The organism is Pseudomonas sp. F220, from assembly GCF_057813935.1.
In genome coordinates, this window is the sequence record NZ_JBVASJ010000005.1 from 54,282 (window position 1) to 73,361 (window position 19,080).

Annotated in this window: 20 protein-coding genes; 12 read left to right on the plus strand and 8 right to left on the minus strand. The window is 60.3% G+C overall.

Annotated features, from left to right (window positions below; translation table 11 throughout):
- Positions 1–30: 30 nt before the first annotated feature.
- From ACZYSM_RS06895 to ACZYSM_RS06950, 12 genes are all read left to right on the plus strand, one after another.
- Positions 31–390 (plus strand): hypothetical protein, encoded by a 360-nt coding sequence (locus tag ACZYSM_RS06895; RefSeq protein WP_428271987.1) that lies wholly within the window; start codon positions 31–33, stop codon positions 388–390.
- Between the two features lie 16 nt (positions 391–406).
- A complete protein-coding gene (locus ACZYSM_RS06900; RefSeq protein WP_489070137.1) occupies positions 407–937 on the plus strand; it encodes a nuclear transport factor 2 family protein in 531 nt (176 codons plus the stop codon).
- Positions 938–984: 47 nt separating this feature from the next.
- Positions 985–2,259: an aromatic ring-hydroxylating oxygenase subunit alpha gene (locus ACZYSM_RS06905; RefSeq protein WP_489070139.1), complete on the plus strand. Its 1,275-nt coding sequence runs from the start codon at positions 985–987 to the stop codon at positions 2,257–2,259.
- A gap of 19 nt (positions 2,260–2,278) precedes the next feature.
- The gene (locus ACZYSM_RS06910) at positions 2,279–2,755 is read left to right on the plus strand and encodes an aromatic-ring-hydroxylating dioxygenase subunit beta (RefSeq protein WP_489070451.1); all 477 of its coding nucleotides are present in this window, start codon (positions 2,279–2,281) and stop codon (positions 2,753–2,755) included.
- Positions 2,756–2,765: 10 nt separating this feature from the next.
- Positions 2,766–3,506: an SDR family NAD(P)-dependent oxidoreductase gene (locus ACZYSM_RS06915; protein WP_489070141.1), complete on the plus strand. Its 741-nt coding sequence runs from the start codon at positions 2,766–2,768 to the stop codon at positions 3,504–3,506.
- 83 nt (positions 3,507–3,589) lie between these two features.
- Entirely contained in the window at positions 3,590–4,549 is a 960-nt protein-coding gene (locus ACZYSM_RS06920; protein WP_489070143.1) for a PDR/VanB family oxidoreductase, read from the plus strand.
- A 19-nt stretch (positions 4,550–4,568) separates the two neighbouring features.
- Positions 4,569–5,069, plus strand: a complete 501-nt coding sequence (locus ACZYSM_RS06925) for a flavin reductase (RefSeq protein ID WP_489070145.1) — start codon at positions 4,569–4,571, stop codon at positions 5,067–5,069.
- Between the two features lie 228 nt (positions 5,070–5,297).
- Positions 5,298–6,575 (plus strand): OprD family porin, encoded by a 1,278-nt coding sequence (locus ACZYSM_RS06930; protein WP_489070147.1) that lies wholly within the window; start codon positions 5,298–5,300, stop codon positions 6,573–6,575.
- Positions 6,576–6,707: 132 nt separating this feature from the next.
- Complete coding sequence (locus tag ACZYSM_RS06935; protein WP_489070149.1) at positions 6,708–7,889, plus strand: alpha-hydroxy acid oxidase; 1,182 nt, start codon at positions 6,708–6,710, stop codon at positions 7,887–7,889.
- Positions 7,890–8,073: 184 nt separating this feature from the next.
- Positions 8,074–9,180: an NAD/NADP octopine/nopaline dehydrogenase family protein gene (locus ACZYSM_RS06940; protein WP_489070151.1), complete on the plus strand. Its 1,107-nt coding sequence runs from the start codon at positions 8,074–8,076 to the stop codon at positions 9,178–9,180.
- Positions 9,177–10,175: a 3-hydroxybutyryl-CoA dehydrogenase gene (locus tag ACZYSM_RS06945; protein WP_489070153.1), complete on the plus strand. Its 999-nt coding sequence runs from the start codon at positions 9,177–9,179 to the stop codon at positions 10,173–10,175. Before ACZYSM_RS06940 ends, ACZYSM_RS06945 begins: the two co-directional genes overlap by 4 nt.
- A gap of 136 nt (positions 10,176–10,311) precedes the next feature.
- A complete protein-coding gene (locus tag ACZYSM_RS06950) occupies positions 10,312–10,935 on the plus strand; it encodes an NIPSNAP family protein (protein ID WP_489070155.1) in 624 nt (207 codons plus the stop codon).
- A 99-nt stretch (positions 10,936–11,034) separates the two neighbouring features.
- On the opposite strand, the gene ACZYSM_RS06955 is transcribed toward ACZYSM_RS06950, so the two are convergent.
- The 8 genes from ACZYSM_RS06955 to antA all read right to left on the minus strand — a co-directional run bounded on the left by ACZYSM_RS06955 (position 11,035) and on the right by antA (position 18,676).
- Entirely contained in the window at positions 11,035–11,721 is a 687-nt protein-coding gene (locus tag ACZYSM_RS06955) for an ABC transporter ATP-binding protein (protein ID WP_489070157.1), read from the minus strand.
- Entirely contained in the window at positions 11,714–12,463 is a 750-nt protein-coding gene (locus tag ACZYSM_RS06960; protein WP_489070159.1) for an ABC transporter ATP-binding protein, read from the minus strand. Before ACZYSM_RS06960 ends, ACZYSM_RS06955 begins: the two co-directional genes overlap by 8 nt.
- Positions 12,460–13,494 carry a branched-chain amino acid ABC transporter permease gene (locus ACZYSM_RS06965; RefSeq protein WP_489070161.1) on the minus strand — a complete coding sequence of 345 codons (1,035 nt, stop codon included), beginning with the start codon at positions 13,492–13,494 and terminating at the stop codon, positions 12,460–12,462. Before ACZYSM_RS06965 ends, ACZYSM_RS06960 begins: the two co-directional genes overlap by 4 nt.
- Positions 13,495–13,505: 11 nt before the next feature.
- Complete coding sequence (locus ACZYSM_RS06970) at positions 13,506–14,417, minus strand: branched-chain amino acid ABC transporter permease (RefSeq protein WP_489070163.1); 912 nt, start codon at positions 14,415–14,417, stop codon at positions 13,506–13,508.
- Between the two features lie 64 nt (positions 14,418–14,481).
- A complete protein-coding gene (locus ACZYSM_RS06975; RefSeq protein WP_489070165.1) occupies positions 14,482–15,642 on the minus strand; it encodes an ABC transporter substrate-binding protein in 1,161 nt (386 codons plus the stop codon).
- Positions 15,643–15,749: 107 nt separating this feature from the next.
- Positions 15,750–16,775: an anthranilate 1,2-dioxygenase electron transfer component AntC gene (antC, locus tag ACZYSM_RS06980; RefSeq protein ID WP_489070167.1), complete on the minus strand. Its 1,026-nt coding sequence runs from the start codon at positions 16,773–16,775 to the stop codon at positions 15,750–15,752.
- 18 nt (positions 16,776–16,793) lie between these two features.
- A complete protein-coding gene (antB, locus tag ACZYSM_RS06985) occupies positions 16,794–17,285 on the minus strand; it encodes an anthranilate 1,2-dioxygenase small subunit (RefSeq protein WP_489070169.1) in 492 nt (163 codons plus the stop codon).
- A 2-nt stretch (positions 17,286–17,287) separates the two neighbouring features.
- Positions 17,288–18,676, minus strand: a complete 1,389-nt coding sequence (gene antA / locus ACZYSM_RS06990; protein WP_489070171.1) for an anthranilate 1,2-dioxygenase large subunit — start codon at positions 18,674–18,676, stop codon at positions 17,288–17,290.
- Between the last annotated feature and the right edge of the window lie 404 nt (positions 18,677–19,080).

Genomic DNA, 19,080 nt, shown 5'->3' on the forward strand with positions numbered 1-19,080 from the left:
TTTTTCCCTACTGAATGATTGGTGAACCCCATGACCGATAAAAAAGCCCTGCGAGTCCTGTTCTGCATCGGCATCAACCAGAACTTCTTCGATGCGCCACGCCCTGAGGCCCTGGAAGTCTGGGCCGCGTTCGGCGCCATGTGGAACGGCATCGCCGATCTGCCGGGCGTCACCGTGCTGGGCAATATGGACGACGATCAGAGCATGGTCGGCCCATCTGCCGGCTGGCCCTGGACCACCTATTTGCTGGCCGATGTGCCGGACATCGAAACCGTCCACGCCGCCTGCAATCTGTTCCGCACCACGTCGGTAGGCGATGGCCCTTACAAACTCTGGAAGTACTGCAAGGTCGAGGCCCGTACCGGTCGCGAACTGATCATCCAGCGCTGAGTCGAGAGAAGTCGCCATGTCACCTCAAGAGCATTTTCGGGCACTGGAGCAACGGCTCGAACAGCTGGAAAGCGAGAACGCAATCCGCGCTTGCATGAACCGCTACATGTTCCTGTGCGACGAGCTGGGCGTGGATTCCCCGCTCGACGAACTGGCCGGGTTGTTCACCGTCGAGGCAGTGTGGGAAGGCAAGGGTGCCAAGTACCGGAACAGCTTTGGCGGTTACCAGGGGCGCGAGGCGATCAAAGCCATGTTTGCCACTTACAGGGTGGAGCCGGCGCACTTTTCGCTGAACGTGCACTTCCTGACCTCGGAACTGATCCGGGTCAGCGGCGATGTCGCGGATGCCAGTTGGGTGATGTTGCAGACATCGACGTTTGCCTCGGGTGCCTCGCACCTTAATAGCGCCCGCCTGACCGTGCGGTTCGCCAAGGAGCAAGGGCAGTGGCGCATGTCGCACTTTCAGACACAGAACCTGTTCAGCCGTCCCGTGGACAGCTGGAACAGCGACGCGCATCTGCCCGTACCCGGTAAATCCGGCGAGTAATACCCAGAATTCTTAAAGTCGGCGGGCCACGCCGACGAGGAGTAATCGTGAATAACCTGATAAACACCGTAACGCTGGAAACCAGTCCGGCCGACCTGGTCTTGCATGACCGCGTCCACACCTCGCTGTACACAGACGCGAAGATCTTCGATGAGGAGCTGGAGAAGATTTTCTACAGCACCTGGATCTGGGTCGCCCATGCCAGCGAGATTCCCGATTCGGGCAGCTACAAGAGCACCTACGTCGGCAAGCAGCCGGTGATTGTCGTGCGTGACCGCAAGAAGGAAGTTCACGTGCTGCTGAACCGCTGCCGCCATCGTGGCGCGACGGTTTGCGAGCACAAGAAGGGCAAGACCAACAGTTTTGTTTGCCCTTACCACGGCTGGAGCTATGCCCTGGATGGCAGCCTGCGCGGCGTGCCGCACCCGGAAAGCTATGCCGATTGCCTGGACAAAGCCGAGCTGCCATTGGTGAGCCTGCGTGTCGAGCAATACAACGGCATGATCTTCGCCACCTTCAAGGACGATATCGAGCCGCTCGCCGATTACCTCGGCCCGGCCAAAAAATGGATTGACCTGTTCATGAAGCAGGGTGCCGGTTACCCGGTCAAGGTGGGTGGTGAGCATCGCTTCCGCTTCCCTGGCAACTGGAAAATTCAGCTGGAAAACACCACCGACGCCTACCACTTTCCGCTGGTCCACAAGTCGTTTCTGTCGTCCGTGGATGAGCAAACCCTGGCGCTGTTCGATTTCGTCGAAGGGCCGGGTTACGTCGAAGACCTGGGCAACGGCCATAGCGTGATGGTGATGATCCCCGACCTGATCGACCTGGAAGCCAACCTCGACTTGCCGATCCCCGAGCGTTTTGAAGACCTCGCCGAGCAGCTGCGTGCCGAAGGCCAGGACGAACAATCGGTGCGGCGCATCGTCCGTGCCGTGGGCGGTTCGGGCTTCAACCTCAACCTGTTTCCGAACATCGCGTGCTCCATGGCGTTCTTCCGGGTACTGCAACCGATTGCAGTGAACGAGACCGAGATCCATCACGCCGTCATCACCATGGATGGCGGCCCGGCGGTGGCCAACCGTTATCGCCTGCGCCTGCATGAACACTTCCAGGGGCCAATGGGTTTTGGCACCCCGGACGACTCCGAAGCCTGGGAGCGCGTACAACGTGGCGCCAGTGCCGGCACCGATCTGTGGATCATGCTCAACCGCGGCTTGCCGGGTGAAAAAGAGAGCGAAGACGGGTTGGTGAGCGATGTGAGCGCCGAGACCGGCATGCGCGCTGGCTACCAGCAGTGGAAAAAGATGATGTCGGCCTGAGTCGACGGAGAACACCATGATCAATCTGCAATTGCTCAACCAAGTCAGCGCGTTCATCTGGCAGGAAGCGGACATGCTGGACCACGGCGATTTCGTCCAGTGGCTCGATCTGTGGACCGAGTCCGCGACCTACATCATCCCGATCGATCCGCTGGAAACCGATTTCGAAAACACCTTGAACTATGCCTACGACGATCACCACATGCGTCAGTTGCGCGTGACCCGGCTGACCAGCGGCGAGTCGATTTCGACCACCCCGCGCGCGCGTACCGTGCGCAGTCAGTCGCGTTTTCGGGTGTTGTCGGATGAGGACGGGATCGTGACCGTGCGTTGCGCGCAGAACTTGCGCGAATTCCGCAAGGACGTGCTCAAGCAGTACACCGCTGATGTCACCTTCCAACTGGTGCGCAACGGCGATAGCTTCAAGATCCAGCGCAAGCTGATTCAGCTGATCAACTCTACCGACACCCTCGCCGGTATCGGTTACATCCTCTGAGGACGTTGCCATGACACAGGTTGCATTGGTCACCGGCGCGGCCCAAGGGCTGGGTAAAAGCATCGCCGAACAACTGCTGGCCGCCGGTTATCGGGTGGTGATCAGCGACCGCTCGCTGGAGTCGGCGCAGGCCACCGCCGTAGAACTCGACGCCAGTGGCGAGCGGGTTCTGGCGCTCAAACTCGACGTGTCGAGCAAGGCTGAATTCGAAGCAGCACTGGCGGCAGTCGTGGCGCACTGGGGCTCGTTGCACGTGGTGGTCAATAACGCCGCGATGACCATGACCACGCCGGTGATGCAGATCAGCCCGGAAGAGTTCGACCGGGTTGTCAGCGTCAACCAGCGCGGGACGTTCGTCGGCTGCCAGGTGTTCGGCAGCTATCTGGCTGCTCAGGGTTACGGACGGATCATCAATATGGCCTCCCTGGCCGGGCAGAACGGCGGTACCGCGACCGGTGCGCATTACGCCGCGTCCAAGGGCGCGATCATCACGTTGACCAAGATCTTCGCCAAGGAACTGGCGGCGTCCGGAGTCACGGTCAACGCCATCGCTCCCGGTCCTATCGAATCGCCGGCAGTACGTGCCGCAGTGCCGCCAGACCGTTTGGAAAAACTGATCGAGGCCATCCCTGTCAAGCAGCTGGGCAACGCTGCGTTCATCGGCAAGCTGATCGTGCAACTGGCCAGCGAAGACGCCTACTTCACCACCGGGGCGACCTGGGATGTGAACGGCGGGATTTTCATGCGCTGAGCCTTTCAGTCTCACGTTTTCAGAAAAGCAGCGGGGGGCGCCCAGGTGCGCCCCCCCTTACAACGAATTCGGGATGATCCTGTATGAGTGATCAATTATTGAAAGTCGTCGTGCGCAAGCGCGAAGAGCAGGGCGAAGGTGTCGTCGTACTAGATCTGAGCGATCCGTCGGGGCAGCCGTTGCCCGCCTTCGAGGCGGGTGCGCATGTCGATATCCACCTCAAGACCGGTCTGGTTCGCCAGTATTCGCTGTGTGGCGACCCGGCCAACGCCGACGCCTATCGCTTGGGCGTACTCAAGGATCCGGCCTCGCGGGGCGGTTCGGTGGCGGTGCATGAATTGCTGCAGGAAGGTCGCGAAATCGAGATCAGCCTGCCGCGCAACCACTTTCCACTGGCCAGTGATGCCAAGCGGTCGATCCTGATCGGCGGCGGTATCGGCATCACCCCGATGGTCGCCATGGCCTACGAGCTGAATGCCCGCGACAGCGATTTCGAACTGCATTATTGCGGCCGCTCCCGTAGCCGTAGCGCCTTTCTCCAAGAGCTGGGTAACGCTGCGTTTGCCTCCCGGTTGCGCACTCATTTCGATGACGAAGCGGCCGAACAGAAACTCGACCTGCAACAGGTGTTGGGCATTCCACAGGCCGGTGTGCATGTGTATGTCTGCGGCCCAGCGGGTTTCATGGATTGGGTCATCGCCGAGGCCCTGAAACTGGGTTATGCCGATGATCATGTGCACCGCGAATACTTCCAGGTTGAAGTCGACACTGGCGGTGCCGGTTTCGAAGTGGTCGCCCAGCGCAGCGGCAAAACGGTGCAGGTCGCTGAAGGCCAGAGCATCGTCGATGCGCTGACCGCCGCGGGCATCAAGATTGAAGTGTCCTGTGAGCAGGGCGTTTGCGGTACGTGTTTGTGCGACGTCATCGAAGGCGAACCGGATCACCGCGACGTCTATCTGACGGACGATGAAAAAGCCGCTAATGACCAGATTCTGGTGTGCTGCTCCCGAGCCAAGTCCAAAAAACTGGTACTGGATATCTGATAGACCGGAGGGTAAGACCATGGTCGATACAACTGGATTTCGTAACTCAATGGCAATGCTCGGTGGCGCAGTTTCGATCATCACCACCGATGGTCCTGCGGGTCGTTTCGGCTTCACCGCCTCGGCGGTATGCAGCGTGACCGACCAGCCACCGACGTTGTTGGTGTGCATGAATCGCTCGTCGTTTTCCAACGTGCATTTCAAGAGCAACGGCGTGCTGAGCGTGAACGTGCTGACGCCCGGTCACCTGGAAGTGTCGGGGGCGTTTGCCAATCGCAACCTCGATACCGAACAGCGTTTTTCCTGCGCATCCTGGACCACGCTGGAAAGCGGGGCGCCTTTGCTTGACGAGGCACTGGTGAGTTTCGATTGCCGCATCGCCCAGGCTCATGAGGTGGGTTCACACACCATTTTCTATTGCGAAGTACTGGGTATTCGCAATGGCGAAAGCCAGGAAGGCCTGGTGTATTTCAATCGCGCTTACCACCATTTGGGTACTGCATCGAAATCAACATCCTGAGGGTTCAACTACCCGTAAGCGGTTAAAACGTTCCAGGTTCGTTGAAGAGTTAAATACAACTAAAAAAGCAGTTGTCGCTGTGTTGGCGAATGGCTGTGTCACGACTTTTTTTGCAGTAAGTGGTTATAAAAACAATACTGCGGATTGACTGCCAAAGTTGCACTTTTGCTGATTTGATCTGCTTCCACTAGCCGTGCCTTTGTGCAGGCAAAAAAGAAGGAAAGTTTGATGTTTCAGAAGAGCTGGGTAAGCCGTGGCGTCACCACTGCGGCTGTGATAGGGATCTTCACACCGCTGGTTGCGTACGCTGACTTCATCAACGATCGCCAGATTAGCCTGGGGACGCGAAACTTCTACATCGACCGCGATTTCAAGCAGTCCGATGCGCCGCAGTCGAGAGTTGGCAGTTGGACCCAAGGGTTCGATTTTCGCGCCATCTCGGGTTACACCGAAGGCACCTTGCAGTTTGGTCTGGACTTCTCGGGCCAGTATGCCTATCGCCTTGACGGCGGTGGAGGCCGGGGCCCGGATACCATCATTCCCTACGATTACGGCAAGCGCGAACAGGTCCGGGACTATGGACGTGCGGCGCTGACCGGGAAGGTTCGGTACAACAAGACTGAACTCAAGATCGGTGAACTGCGCCCGACGTTGCCAGTGGCCTACATAGACGACTCGCGGCAGCTGATTACCACTTACCATGGTGTTCAGATCGAATCAAAGGACGTGGACAACCTCACGCTGACCGCTGGCCGCTTTACCGAAATAAGCTCCCGGGAGTCGTCCAATACCGAGAAGATGTATTTGTTTAATGGTCCCAACATTAGACACCCCAGTGACGGTTTGAATTTTGGGGGTGCGACCTATGCCTTTACACCGAATTTGTCCGCTACTTACTTCTTTGGTCAGTTGGAAGATATCTATAAGCAACACTATTTTGGGCTGACTTACAATCATGACCTTGGTGCCGGTTACGGGTTGAAAACAGACCTTCGCTACTTCAATAACAGTGAAGATGGCAAAGCGATGTACGGCGATATCGATAACAGATCCTATGGGATTATGACCACCCTGAAAAAAGGTGCTCATGCCTTCGGTCTCGGCTACCAGCGCATGATCGGCGAATCGTCGTTTCCGACGCTCAACGGTTATGCCCCGCAACCGTACCTGGTGAACTGGTCGACCGTGGCATTCATCAAGCCGAACGAAAGCTCCTGGCAACTGCGCTATGACTACAACTTTGCGGGCATCGGCTTGCCGGGGTTGAAGCTCATGACGCGTTACATACACGGCACCGGCATCGACCGTGGCAGCAATGCCCTCGAGCAAAACGTTGAAAGCGAACGTAACATCGTGCTGGGTTACGTGGTGCAAAGCGGGGCGCTCAAGGACGTGGGCTTCGAATGGCGCCGGATCGACGTCAAGACCCGTTTTGGCAATGGCGGCGCTTCGGGTCCTGATTATCAGGAAAATCGCCTGATCACCACTTACACCTGGAAGTTCTGACGTACTGGTGAGCCGTTCGCGGCTCCCGAATCTGCCCGCGCATCCGGACACTTTCGGTTTCCAGATACTCGATTTTCTTCGCCCGGATCGCTCCCTCCGGGTTTTTTTTGCAGTTCTTTTTGAGGATCGCTCATGCGTCATTTCCATACCGGCACTGACTTGAGCCGCGTTCACAGCATTGCCGAACTGGCCGACATGGCCCGACGGCGCTTGCCTTATTTCGCCTGGGAATACCTCAACGGCGGGGCCGAAGCCGAATTGACGCTTGGGGACAATCTTGATGCTTTCTGCGGCTATGGCCTGCACGCCAGGGCCATGGTCCCGTGTCATGCGCCGGACACCCATCGAGCCCTGTTCGGGCGGGTGCTGCCGTCACCAATGCTGATCGGGCCGACCGGCTACAACGGCCTGCTGCATCGCGACGCCGACATTCACCTGGCCCGGGCCGCGACCGCGCGCGGGCTGCCATTCAGCCTGAGTACCGCGTCCAATACCTCCCTGGAGGACCTTGTCGCGGCAGTGCCTGGAGTTGACTTGTGGTTCCAGCTTTACGCCATGCGCGACCCTCAGGTGCAAGGCGACCTGTTGCGTCGGGCCGCTGCTGTGGGAAGCAGGACTCTTGTGTTGACCTGCGATGCGATGGTGCTGGGCAATCGTGAGTGGGACCGGCGCAACTTCGCCAGACCTCGGCAATTGTCATGGCGCAACAAATTCGACGTGGCGCGCCACCCGCGCTGGCTGAAGCAGGTGATGTGGCCGTCGGGGCTGCCCGGCATGGGCAATCTCGAACCTTATTTGCCGCCAAGTGAACGTAATCCGCTGGGTTCAATGGCGTTTATCGGTAAACAGATGGACACCTTGCTCGACTGGGACATGCTGGCGCGTTTACGTGATCAATGGGGCGAGCGGTTGCTGCTCAAGGGTGTGTTGCATCCGGCGGATGTCGAGCGCGCCATCGTCTTGGGGCTCGATGGTGTGGTGGTGTCCAACCATGGAGGTCGCCAACTGGACGGCGCTCTCAGCAGCCTCGACGCACTGGCGGCCATTGCGCCCGAAGCGAGGGGCAAACTCAGCCTGCTGCTCGATGGCGGGATCCGCCGTGGCAGCGACATCGTCAAAGCCGTTGCGCTTGGCGCCGACGCTGTCCTGCTGGGCCGCTCGACCCTTTACGGCGTGGCGGTGGCAGGCGAAGCCGGTGCCGGCCGGGCGTTGGACCTGCTGACCGACGAATTGAAACTGACAATGAATCTCATGGGTTGCACCCACCTCAACTACCTTGACCGCGACACGTTGTTCCGGCGCCGCATGACCTGAAAGTGCCCTGCGGCGGTCGTACCACCTGGATGCGTGGAGGGGCAAACGTTCCATGGCGAGCACCGCGCCCACAGAGGGCGAGCAGGAACATTGGATTGCAGAATCGGGACGGCGCTTGCGCGTTTCGGGCAGTGGGCCTGAGGGGGCATTGCTAGGATCGAGGCTCTTCTACAGGAGTGCATTCATGAATATCAGTGTTATTGGCGGTGGTCACGGTTGCTATGCGGCAGCGATCGAGTTGGCGGAAAAAGGCCATTCAGTGCGCCTGTGGCGCCGGGACAGTGCCGCCCTGGAAAAACTGCAAAACCTCGGTCATTTGGCTGTGCGCGACTTTCGCGGCGAACGCACCCTGAGCCTCGGCCAGCCTGGCGATGCCCTGACCCTGACCGCCGACCTGGCGCAAGCCGTGGCCGATGCACAGTTGTTGGTCATTGCCTTGCCGTCGACTTCCCACGAAGCCCTGGCCGTCGAGTTAGCGCCGCTGTTGCGGGACGGTCAGGTGGTGTTCCTGCCGCCGGGCACGTTCGGCAGCATGGTCTTCGCCCAAGCCATGGCGAAGGCGGATAACCGCAGCCAGGTGGCGTTCGCCGAAACAGGCACTTTGCCCTATCTGGCGCGCAAGCATGGCGATAACCAGGTGGTCATCAGCGGCTATGCGACCCGTCTGCCGACCGGGGTTTTTCCGAGTCGCTTGAGCGAGTCGGCGTTCGCCGTGTTGCGCGAGGCTTACCCCAGTGTCGAACCCATTGAGGATGCCCTAAGCGGCGCACTGATGAATGCTGGGCCGATCATTCATCCGCCGTTGATTTTGATGAACGCCGGCCCCCTCGAACATTTCGACACCTGGGACATTCACAACGAAGGCACCGTGCCTTCGATCCGCCGCGTAACCAATGCCCTCGACGCCGAACGTATTGCCGTGCGTGAAGCCCTGGGTTATGGCGCACCGCATTTCCCCCTGAGCGATCACTACGCCACCGACGGCGATGAGTGGATGTATGGTCGTGGCGCCCACGGCAAGCTGACCGACAGCGGCGACTGGCGCGAAGACATCGACCTGCAAAAACATCGCTACATGCTCGAAGACACGCGTCTGGGCTTGTCGTTCCTGGTGTCGGTCGGGCGCTGGGCCGGGGTGCCGACGCCGGTCGCTCAGGGCTTGTTGAGCCTGGCCACGGTGGTCAGCGGGATCGACCTTTACGCCCAGGGCCGCACCCTGGAAAACCTTGGGCTCGACCAACTGACCCGAAGTGAAATGGCTGAACGTCTGACCCAGGGATTGCAGGCATGAGCGCCGGCCTGGGACGTATCTGCATCGTGGGCGCGGGTCGCATGGGCGAAGGCATTGCCTTGGCGTTCATGTACGCCGGACTGCCGGTGACCCTGATCGATATCAAGCAACGCGACGAGGCGGCTCGGGATCACTACTTCCAACAGGTTGAGCTCCATTTGCGGGGCGAACTGGCGACCCTCGCGCACCTGGGCTCCCTCGATACCGCCCAGGCTGAGCACGTCATGACCCATCTGCGGCTGAGTGACCGCGAGCGCAGTGGCGACGATTTGCAAGGCGCTGCCGTGGTGTTCGAGGCGGCGCCCGAGGTGCTCGAACTAAAGGCCGAAACCTTCGCCTGGCTCAGCGCCGCCTGCGGCAGTGAAACCGTGATTGCTTCCACCACCTCGACCTTCCTGGTGACCGAGCTGGCGGCACTGATCACGCACCCGGAACGCTTCGTCAATGCCCATTGGCTGAATCCGGCGTTCCTGATGCCGCTGGTCGAAGTCAGCCGCAGCGAGACCACCTGTCCGAAGGTGGTGCAGCGCCTGATGGCGCTGCTCAAACGGATCGGCAAAGTGCCTGTGCAATGCTCCCCGGCGGCGGGTTACATCGTGCCGCGGATCCAGGCGCTGGCGATGAATGAAGCGGCGCGGATGGTCGAGGAGGGCGTGGCCAGCGCCGAGGATATCGATACCGCAATCCGCGTGGGTTTCGGCCTGCGCTTCTCGGTCCTGGGAATGCTCGAATTCATCGACTGGGGCGGCGGCGACATCCTGTTCTATGCCTCCCATTACCTGGCCAAGGCCATCGACCAACGCTTCCTGCCACCCCGGGTGATAGCCGAGAACATGGCCCAGGGGCGCAACGGTTTGCGTGAAGGTCAGGGATTTTACGATTACCAGGACGTTGATCTGCAAGCCTACAAACTGCAGAGGCTGGGGGAGTTCACCCGCAAGCTCGAGTTGATGGGGCTGTCGCCGGTCTTCAACGGTGGCGTGACAACGTCCTGAGCGCGGGGCGACATGTGTTGTTCGTGAGAGCTTCGCTTCCTTGTCACACAAACGGCGCACCGGAACGGCTGCGTCGGTTTTTTCGTTGTGGGTGCAAGTCATCCACGCACTTGTTTGATCCTGAGTCGAGGTTGTCATGAAACTGTACGAACTGATCACGTTCACGGTGCGCGTGCGCACGGTCGCCACCGCAATGGCCTGCCTGGAGCAGCGCCTGGCCAGCGATGACGCCAACGTGAAATTGATGGGCTGCTGGGCGTCCGAGATCGGCCCGTTGAACCAGATCGCAGTACTGCGAGGTTTTGTCGATGAGGCCTCGCGCCAGACCGAGCGCGAACGCTATCTGTCGAGCGCCGATGCGTTCGGCATCGAGGCGTGCATGACGGATATGCGGGTGGAGAACTACACGCTGTTTCCCTTTATCGAACCGCTGCCCGCTGGCCGGCATGGGCCGTTCTACGAGCTTCGGGTCTACGACCTGGTGCCGTCGGGCCTGGTGCCGACGCTCAAGGGCTGGGAAAAGGCCGTGGGGCCAAGAAGCACGGAGCAATACTCGCCGGTATATGGAGCGTTCTACGCCACCGACGGCCAGTTGCCGCGCTACCTGCACATCTGGCCTTACGCCACGCTCGAACAGCGCCTGGACGTACGCACCCGAGCGGTGCAAGACGGCGTCTGGCCGCCGGAGAACTCCGGCCCGCAACTGCGCGATATGCGCTCGACGATCTATCTGCCGGCGAGCTTTTCACCGCTGCAATGACCGCCAGCGCCTAAACCTGCAGGAGCGTGAGTTTTGCCCCCGCAGGAAGGTGCTTCGGGCCTTTTCCCAACCTGCGCCAGCGCCTACAAACGGCGCGGGTCAGACGCCCAGGTAGCGCTGGGACAATTCCGGTGTTTCGGCCAGTTGCGCCGGGGTACCGTGCCAGACCTGGCGGCCTTTTTCGATGATGTGGTGGCAATCGACCACGCGGGCCATTTCCTTGAGGTTTTTGTCGATGAGCAGGATGGTCTCGCCCTCGGCTTTCAAGCTCGCCAGGCAACTCCAGATGGTTTCGCGAATAATCGGTGCCAGGCCTTCGGTGGCTTCGTCGAGAATCAACAGCTGCGGGTTGGTGAGCAGGGCCCGGGCGACCACCATCATTTGCTGTTCGCCACCGGAGAGGGTTTTGGACAACTGGTCCTGGCGTTCCTGCAAGCGCGGAAACAACTGGTAGACCCGCGCCAGGTCCCACTTGCCCCGGGTGGCGGTGGCCAGCAGGTTTTCCCGCACGCTCAGGCTGCCAAAGCCCCGTCGGCCTTCGGGCACCAGTCCCAGCCCGGCCTGGGCGATCCGGTAAGGCGCCGCGCCGCGCATTTCCCTGCCGTGGATTAATACGCTGCCGGCGCTGGGCTTGAGCAGGCCCATGATCGATTTGACCGTGGTGGTCTTGCCCATGCCATTGCGCCCGATCAGCGACACCACCTGGCCCTGTTCGATTTTCAGGTGCATGTCGAACAGCACCTGGCTCAGGCCGTAGCCGGCCTGCAATCCACTGACTTCAAGCATGTTCTTCTCCCAGGTAGGCGGCGCGTACTTGCGGGTCGTTGCGAATCTGCTCAACGCTGCCGGTCCGGATGGTCTGGCCGTACACCAGCACGGTAATGCGGTCGGCCAGGGCAAAGACCGCGTCCATGTCGTGTTCCACCAGCAGGATGGCGTAGCGACCCTTGAGTTCGAGCAACAGTTGGGTCATGCGCGCCGACTCCTCGGCGCCCATCCCGGCCATCGGTTCGTCGAGCAGCAGCACCGAGGCTTCCTGGGCCAGGGCGAGGGCGATCTCCAGTTGCCGCCGTTCGCCATGGGACAACTCGCTGACCAGGGCTTGGCCACGAGCGCCGAGGCCGACGCGATCCAGATAACCGCCGGCGGGCTCCAACAGGCGGCGGTCGCTTGCCAGCGGCTCCCAAAGGCCGAAGGTCTGGCCGTCGCGGGCGGCAATCGCCAGGGCGACGTTTTCCAGCAGGGTGAAATCCGGGTACAGCTGGCTAACCTGAAAGGCCCGCGCCAGGCCGAGGCGCGGGCGCTGATGGGCGGGCACGTCAGTGATGTCTTGCCCTGCGAGGAAGATCCGCCCTTTGTCCGGACGGATCTCCCCGGCAATCTGGGAGATCAGCGTGGACTTGCCGGCTCCGTTGGGGCCGATGATGGCGTGCAGTTCGCCCGGGGCGATGTCAAAGCTCGCGCCGTTGGTGGCCTTGATCGCACCAAAGGCCTTTTCCAGACCCTGGATCGAGAGTTGCGGTTTCATGGACGTACCTCACTGATCTCGCCGTTGGCGATAGGGGACGGGCTTTGCGTTGCCGGCGTCTTGCGCCAGCGCGGCCATGGACTGAGCAGCAGGCCGTACAGGCCTTTTTTGCCGAACAGCACCACCACCAGCAGCAACGGGCCGAAGATCAATAACCAGTGTTCGGTCCACAGGCTCAACACCTGCTCCAGCCCCAGGTACACCGCCGCGCCGAGCACCGGTCCGAGCAGGGTGCCGACGCCGCCCAGAATGACCATCGCCATCAACTCGCCAGACTTATGCCAGGCGCCCATGTCGGGGCTGACGAACATCGCGTAGTTGGCCCACAGAATACCGGCCAGGCCGCCGCCGACGCCGGCGATGACGAACGCGCTCAGTCGATAGCGCAGCGGATGCAGTCCCAGGCTGATGCTGCGCCGTTCGCTTTGCTTGAGGCCGCGCAGGACAAAGCCGAAGCGTGAGTTCACCAGTCGCCGGCAGAACAGCAACCAGGCAACCAACAGCCCCAGGCACAGGTAGTAGAACTGCACCGAATTCTCCATATCCAGGCCCGGCAGCGTATTGCGCTCGCGGAGCAGGATGCCGTCGTCGCCGCCGTACAGTGACAACGAGCTGAGGACGAAATACAGCATCTGGCCAAACGCCAGGGTAATCATGATGAACTGCACGCCGCTGGTACGCAGGGACAGATAGCCGACCACCAGAGCGAACAGCGCACAGACCAGAAGCGACAGCGGCCAGACGATCAGCGCGCTGTTGGAACCTTCCCAGCCCCACAACGGCATGACCTGGGAGGTATGGAAGCCAATGACCCCGACCACATAGCCACCCAGGCCGAAGAAGGCCGCATGGCCGAAGCTGATCATCGCGCCATAGCCGATCAGCAGGTCGAGACTCGCGGCGGCCATGCCGTAGATCGCCAGGCGCGTGAACAGGCTGACCAGAAAGGGTTCGTGCAACAACGAGGCGAGCAGCGGCAGGAGGGCGAACGTTGCCAGGCAAAGCAGATCGATTATGACTCGGCGGGACATGTTTTTTCTCCTCAGGCGCGCGCGGGTAAAAGGCCGCGTGGGCGGACCAGCAGAACCACCGCCATGACGATGTAAGCGCTGGCGGAAATCAGCCCGCCACTTAAGGTCCCGCTGACTTCGGCGGGCAACAATTGGTCGAGCAGTTGCGGGATATAGGCCCGGCCCAGGCCGTCGACCATGCCGATCAGCAGGGCACCGGCCAGGGCGCCGCGAACCGAGCCGACGCCGCCGACGACGATGACCACGAAGGTGGTAATCAGGACCTTTTCGCCCATGCCGATTTCCACCGACAGCAGCGGTGCAGCCATGAAGCCGGCGAGTCCGCAGAGCACGCAGCCGAAGACGAAGACCAGGGTGTAGATACGCGCGATGTTCACCCCCAGGGCGCCGACCATCTCGTGGTCGTCGGCCCCGGCGCGGATCAGCATCCCCAAGCGGGTGTGGTTGATCAGCAGCCACATGGCAATCGCGACCAGCGCCCCGGCGGCGATGAACAGCAGGCGGCTGACCGGGTACATCAAACCCGGCAGCACTTCGACGAAGGCGCCGTACCACTCCGGTGTCGGCATGGCGGGCGGGCTGCGGCCGAATAGCACCGTGATCAGCTCGTTGGTGAAAAACACCACGGCCAGGGTTGCCAGCACCTGGTCCAGGTGATCGCGGTTGTAGAGGCGGCGCATGATGCTGGTTTCGATCAGCAACCCGTAGAGCGCGGAGCCAACCACGGCGGCCAGCCCGGCGAGCCAGAACGAGCCACTGGCCGAAGCGGTGTAGGCGGCGCAGAAGGCCCCGACCATGTAAAAGGCGCCGTGGGCCAGATTGATGACGCCCATGATGCCAAAGATCAGCGTCAGGCCGGACGCAAGCAAAAACAGCAGGGCGCTGTATTGCAAGCTGTTAAGCAATTGTTCGAGTAGCAGCATGCTGGGGAATCCTACGAAAAGTGCCTGCCGCTCACGCAGGCAGGCACGAGACCGACAGGTTGGATCACAGGGCGCATTCGGCGGCGAAGCTGTCCACTTGTGATTTGGCGATGGTCTGCACCGGCACCTGGACCAGCTTGCCGTTGGCGTCGGCCTCTACGCGCAGCAAGTACCAGTCGATGACCGCATGCTGGTTCTTGCCGAAGGCGAAATCACCGCGGATTGAGTCGAACTTCACGTTGCGCAGGGCGTTGCGAAACGCCTCGGGGTCTTTCATGTCGCCGCCCACAGTCTTGAGTGCGGCACCGATCAGAAGGGCCGTGTCATAGGTCTGGGCGGCATACACAGTCGGCACGCGTTTGTATTTTTCGCTGAAGGCTTTGACGAACGCCTGGTTGGCCGGGTTGTTCGACTGCGGGTTCCACAGGGTCACGATGTTCATGCCTTTGGCGACGTCCCCGGTGGCCGCGAGCATGCGTTCGTCCATTGAGAACACGGGCACGACCATGGGGATGGTTTTGTTCAGCCCTGAGCTGCCGTACTGCTTGGCAAAGTTGATGCCGGCGCCGCCGGGATGGAACTCAAAGATCGCGTCTGGTGCCAGGGAGCGGATCCGTGCCAGTTCGACCGAGAAGTCCAGTTGGTTGAGCTTGGTGTAGATCTCGGTGACTTCGCCTTTGTAGGTGCGTTTGAACCCTTCCAGGGCATCGCGTCCGCCCTGGTAGTTGGGGGCCAGGATGACCATCTTCTTGTAACCCAGGTCGTTAGCCGCGATACCGGCCATCTCATGGATCGTGTCGTTCTGGTACGAGGCCACGAAGTAGTTGGGCTTGCATTGCTTGCCGGCCAGGCTGGAGGGGCCGGTGTTGTTGCTGATGTAGAAGCCGTCCTTGGTCGCGGTATTGACCACGGCGGCCAGCACGTTGGAGAAGATCACCCCGGTGTACAGTGAAATGCCGTCCAGGCTCATGCGGTCGACAATCTGCTTGGCCCGCGCCGGTTGCAGACCGTCGTCCTCTACCAGCAAGCTCACCGGCACGCCGCCAAGCTTGCCGCTTTCCTGGTCGATGGCCAACTGAAAACCGTCGCGCGAGTCTTCGCCCAGGTAGCCAGCGGGGGTCGAGAGGGTGGTGATAAAACCGATGCGCACCGGGTCTTGGGCCTCGGCCATGAGACTGGCTAAGCAGCTGGCCGCCAGCAGTGTACCCACGAGTTGTTTTTTCATAGTGCCGCCTTTAGTGGTGTCCGCATCGCGCGTGACGTAGTTGTTATTTGAGGGCAGAAAAAAGTGTCCGGGTGCCTGGAAAATTGATTTTGTTGCCGACTCCAGTGTCAGGTGTTGCTTTCGGTGAATTTCTCGTAATACAGGTGGATCTGGTCCAGGGCTTGTTCCGCCAGCCACTGCTTGATCGACTCGACCATGGGCGGTGGGCCGCAGAGGTACATATCCAGGGCCTGGTCGCGAAACGCTGCGAGGTCGAAATGCTCGTTGATGTAGCCGCGCTTGCCGCTCCAGTCCGGCGTCGGGTCACTGACCACCTCGGTGAAGCGAAAGCCGGGGATCCGCGCCGCGTAGGCCGCGATGTGCGCGGTTTTGCAGAGGTCGGCGGCGTTACGCACGCCGTAGTACAGGTGGACCGGATGACCGCAGCCGCCACGTTCGGCGATCTCGTCGAGCATACCGAGGAACGCCGAGAGCCCGGTGCCACCGGCCACGAACACCAGCGGCTTGTCGACGTGGCGCAGGTAGAAGGCACCGAGCGGCGCCTCCAGCATGATCTCATCGCCGATCAAGCTGCGTTCGCGGATGTAATTGCTCATCACCCCGTCGGGCAGCAGGCGGATGAGAAATTGCAGTTGGTTGCCGTTGTTGGGGCGGTTGGCGAATGAGTAGGAGCGCTTGCCGTCCGTACCCGGTACTTGCAGTCGGGCGTACTGCCCGGGCAGGAAGTCCAGTTGCTGGCCATCGGCACCGGCGTCCAGATGCAGGATCGCCGTGTTGGGCGAGACCTGCTCGACGGCCCGCACGATGCCCTTTAGCCGGTCTGGCCCTGAGGCATTGCACCGGCTGGAGGCGAAGTCGAAATAAAACGCCGCGTCGGACTTCACTCGGGTCTGGCAGGTGAGCATTTTGCGTTGCTGCAGGTCCTGACTGGAGAGGGCTTCCTCGTCCACATAATCCTGGCTGTAGTCGCCCGATTCGCAGCGGCCCTGGCAGGTTCCACAGACGCCCTCGCGGCAATCCAGGGGAATATTGATGCCATTGCGCAGGGCGGCGTCGAGCAGTATTTCATTGTTCTGTACCGGGAAGAACAAGGTTTTCCCATCGGCAAAACTGAACGCGACCTTGTGACTCATGATCCAGAACTCCGCCAATCAGAGGTGATAAAAATCGAGCACCGAGTTGATGGTGTCGTTGAGCAGCAGCACATGCTTGCGGGTTATCTTCCAGCTGTCGCCGACCGGCTTGAGCTGGTAGGTGGCGCGACCGTAGAACTGCTCAGAAGTGGCCTGGCGATAGAACAGGGTGTGCCAGTTCAGACGCACCTCCAGGTCGCCGCCCTCGAGCTCATCGATGCGCACGTTGTTGATCAGGTGCAGGGTGCGCGGCATCGGGGTCGCGGAAGCAGCTTTGCCGGTGCGCAGGCGGAACACTCGGTCTTCCAGACCCGAACGGTTGGGGTAGTAGATCAGCGACATTTCGCGCTTGGGGTCGCGGGTGTAGACGTGTTCCGAGTCCCATTGCGGCAGGTGGAACTCACTGTGCTCGTCGAACAGCGTGATGTAGGCGTCCCAATCCTGGGCGTCGCACAGTTCGGACTTGCGATAGAAAAATTGCTCGATCTGGTACTGCAATTGCGGATTCATGTTCACACCTCACGCAGCTTCAGGGATTTCGCTTCCAGGCCATTGAGCAGAAATTTCTGCCAGTGGCTGTGCTGGTTGACGTAAAGCCCTTCGTGGGTGAATTCGGTGCCAGTCATTGCCGGCATGATGCCAATCGACTCGCTGTTGGGTGTGGCGCCGGTCGCCCATTGATGACTGCCGCGAGAAATATCGCTCCAGGGCTCCAGGCGCGCCTGGAAACCACGCTGGGCTTCGCGAAACTCCACCAGGTCATCCGGGGTGCCAAGTCCGGACACGTTGAAGAAGTCTTCGAACTGACGAATCCGGTTCTCCCGATCCGCGTCCGACTCATTTTTGACGCCCAGGCATTGGCTGATGATTTCGGTCTTGTTCCAGGCGATCGGGCGGATGATGCGCAGTTGCGAGCTGATCTGATCGAGGAAAAACAGGCTCGGATAGATGTTCAGGTTGCGCAGGCGATGCATCATCCATTCGGCTTTTTCCTGGCCATGCTCTTCGATCAAACGCGGCATGATCGTGGCGTAACCGGAACGCACCGCCGGGTTGGGCATGTCACTGAACAACACGCTATGGCCGTTATCGAAGGCGAACCAACCGTCATCGGTATTGGCATCGCCCGCTCCCAGCTTGCTGTAGTCGAGGCTACCGCTGGTGCTGGTGCCGTTCTCGCTGTTGACCTGCTGGCGGTGCTGCACGGTGGCCACGTAGTTATAGTGGACGGTGCTGACGTGATAGCCGTCGAGGCCGTTTTCGTTCTGCAGTTTCCAGTTGCCGTCGTAGGTGTAGGCCGACTTGCCGGGCAGCACTTCCAGCTCACCGGTCGGCGACTGGGCGACCATCATGTCGAAGAATACTTTGGCATCGCCGAGGAAGTCTTCGAGGCTGTTATCGCCGTGCACGTCCAGGCTGATGAACACGAACCCCTTGTAGCTCTGGATGCGGGCCTTCTTCAGGCCTCGCGTGGCTTTGTCGAAACCTTCCGGGTATTCGCCGGGAGCCTTGACCTTGACCAGGCGTCCGTCACTTTTGTAGCACCAGGCGTGGAACGGGCAGGTGAACGTCGACTGATTGCCCTTGCCGACGCGGGTCAATGTCGTGCCGCGATGTTGGCAGGCATTGATCAACGCGTTGAGCTGACCGTCGCCGTCCCGGGTGATGATCATCGGCTGGCGGCCCGCACGCATGGTCATGAAATCGTGCTTGTTGGCGATCTCGCTTTCGTGACAGGCGTAGATCCAGTTCTTTTCGAAGATTAGCTCCATTTCCAGATCGAAAAGTTCCGGCTCGGTAAACATATCCCGGGAAATCCGGAACACGCCTTCTGCCGGACGAAAGTCCAGGCAGCTCTCAATAAAGCCTTTCCATTGTTCGACGCTTTTTGCGCTGCTCATTAATCGATACCTCTTTGCATCGGGCTAGTTCGTGCACTTAGTAAGTTTCTCGTGTTGGCATTAAATAAGTTTCCCGCTTCGGGGTCTATCCGCTTTGTCGGCAAACACAGTCCATAAAATCAGGCCGTTCACGGCGCTGACTGGAAACCTTGAAGAGCCAGGCCCTGTTGGACTTGGCGCTGGATGGCGAGTGCCAATTAATCGGCTATGAGTATCGAATTAACAGGCTAGAGAGTCTGGCGCAGATGCGGCCTAATCACTGGCGAAGTCTTGCAGTAATTCTCGGGGCGGATGTTGCCTATAACGACTAGCGCTGAATATTTTAATAAAGAAACAACTATCAACTATTGGAGTGATCGTCTTGATCGCGCCGCCAGTTAATGTGTTCGCACATTAAATAAGAG

What these genes read in the sequence shown, in the direction of transcription:
- ACZYSM_RS06895 (WP_428271987.1), top strand. Translation starts at nt 31, where the DNA reads ATGACCGATAAAAAAGCCCTGCGAGTCCTGTTCTGCATCGGCATCAAC.
- ACZYSM_RS06900 (WP_489070137.1), top strand. Translation starts at nt 407, where the DNA reads ATGTCACCTCAAGAGCATTTTCGGGCACTGGAGCAACGGCTCGAACAG.
- ACZYSM_RS06915 (WP_489070141.1), top strand. Translation starts at nt 2,766, where the DNA reads ATGACACAGGTTGCATTGGTCACCGGCGCGGCCCAAGGGCTGGGTAAA.
- ACZYSM_RS06920 (WP_489070143.1), top strand. Translation starts at nt 3,590, where the DNA reads ATGAGTGATCAATTATTGAAAGTCGTCGTGCGCAAGCGCGAAGAGCAG.
- ACZYSM_RS06925 (WP_489070145.1), top strand. Translation starts at nt 4,569, where the DNA reads ATGGTCGATACAACTGGATTTCGTAACTCAATGGCAATGCTCGGTGGC.
- ACZYSM_RS06930 (WP_489070147.1), top strand. Translation starts at nt 5,298, where the DNA reads ATGTTTCAGAAGAGCTGGGTAAGCCGTGGCGTCACCACTGCGGCTGTG.
- ACZYSM_RS06935 (WP_489070149.1), top strand. Translation starts at nt 6,708, where the DNA reads ATGCGTCATTTCCATACCGGCACTGACTTGAGCCGCGTTCACAGCATT.
- ACZYSM_RS06940 (WP_489070151.1), top strand. Translation starts at nt 8,074, where the DNA reads ATGAATATCAGTGTTATTGGCGGTGGTCACGGTTGCTATGCGGCAGCG.
- ACZYSM_RS06945 (WP_489070153.1), top strand. Translation starts at nt 9,177, where the DNA reads ATGAGCGCCGGCCTGGGACGTATCTGCATCGTGGGCGCGGGTCGCATG.
- ACZYSM_RS06950 (WP_489070155.1), top strand. Translation starts at nt 10,312, where the DNA reads ATGAAACTGTACGAACTGATCACGTTCACGGTGCGCGTGCGCACGGTC.
- ACZYSM_RS06955 (WP_489070157.1), bottom strand. Translation starts at nt 11,721, where the DNA reads ATGCTTGAAGTCAGTGGATTGCAGGCCGGCTACGGCCTGAGCCAGGTG.
- ACZYSM_RS06960 (WP_489070159.1), bottom strand. Translation starts at nt 12,463, where the DNA reads ATGAAACCGCAACTCTCGATCCAGGGTCTGGAAAAGGCCTTTGGTGCG.
- ACZYSM_RS06965 (WP_489070161.1), bottom strand. Translation starts at nt 13,494, where the DNA reads ATGTCCCGCCGAGTCATAATCGATCTGCTTTGCCTGGCAACGTTCGCC.
- ACZYSM_RS06970 (WP_489070163.1), bottom strand. Translation starts at nt 14,417, where the DNA reads ATGCTGCTACTCGAACAATTGCTTAACAGCTTGCAATACAGCGCCCTG.
- ACZYSM_RS06975 (WP_489070165.1), bottom strand. Translation starts at nt 15,642, where the DNA reads ATGAAAAAACAACTCGTGGGTACACTGCTGGCGGCCAGCTGCTTAGCC.
- antC (WP_489070167.1), bottom strand. Translation starts at nt 16,775, where the DNA reads ATGAGTCACAAGGTCGCGTTCAGTTTTGCCGATGGGAAAACCTTGTTC.
- antB (WP_489070169.1), bottom strand. Translation starts at nt 17,285, where the DNA reads ATGAATCCGCAATTGCAGTACCAGATCGAGCAATTTTTCTATCGCAAG.
- antA (WP_489070171.1), bottom strand. Translation starts at nt 18,676, where the DNA reads ATGAGCAGCGCAAAAAGCGTCGAACAATGGAAAGGCTTTATTGAGAGC.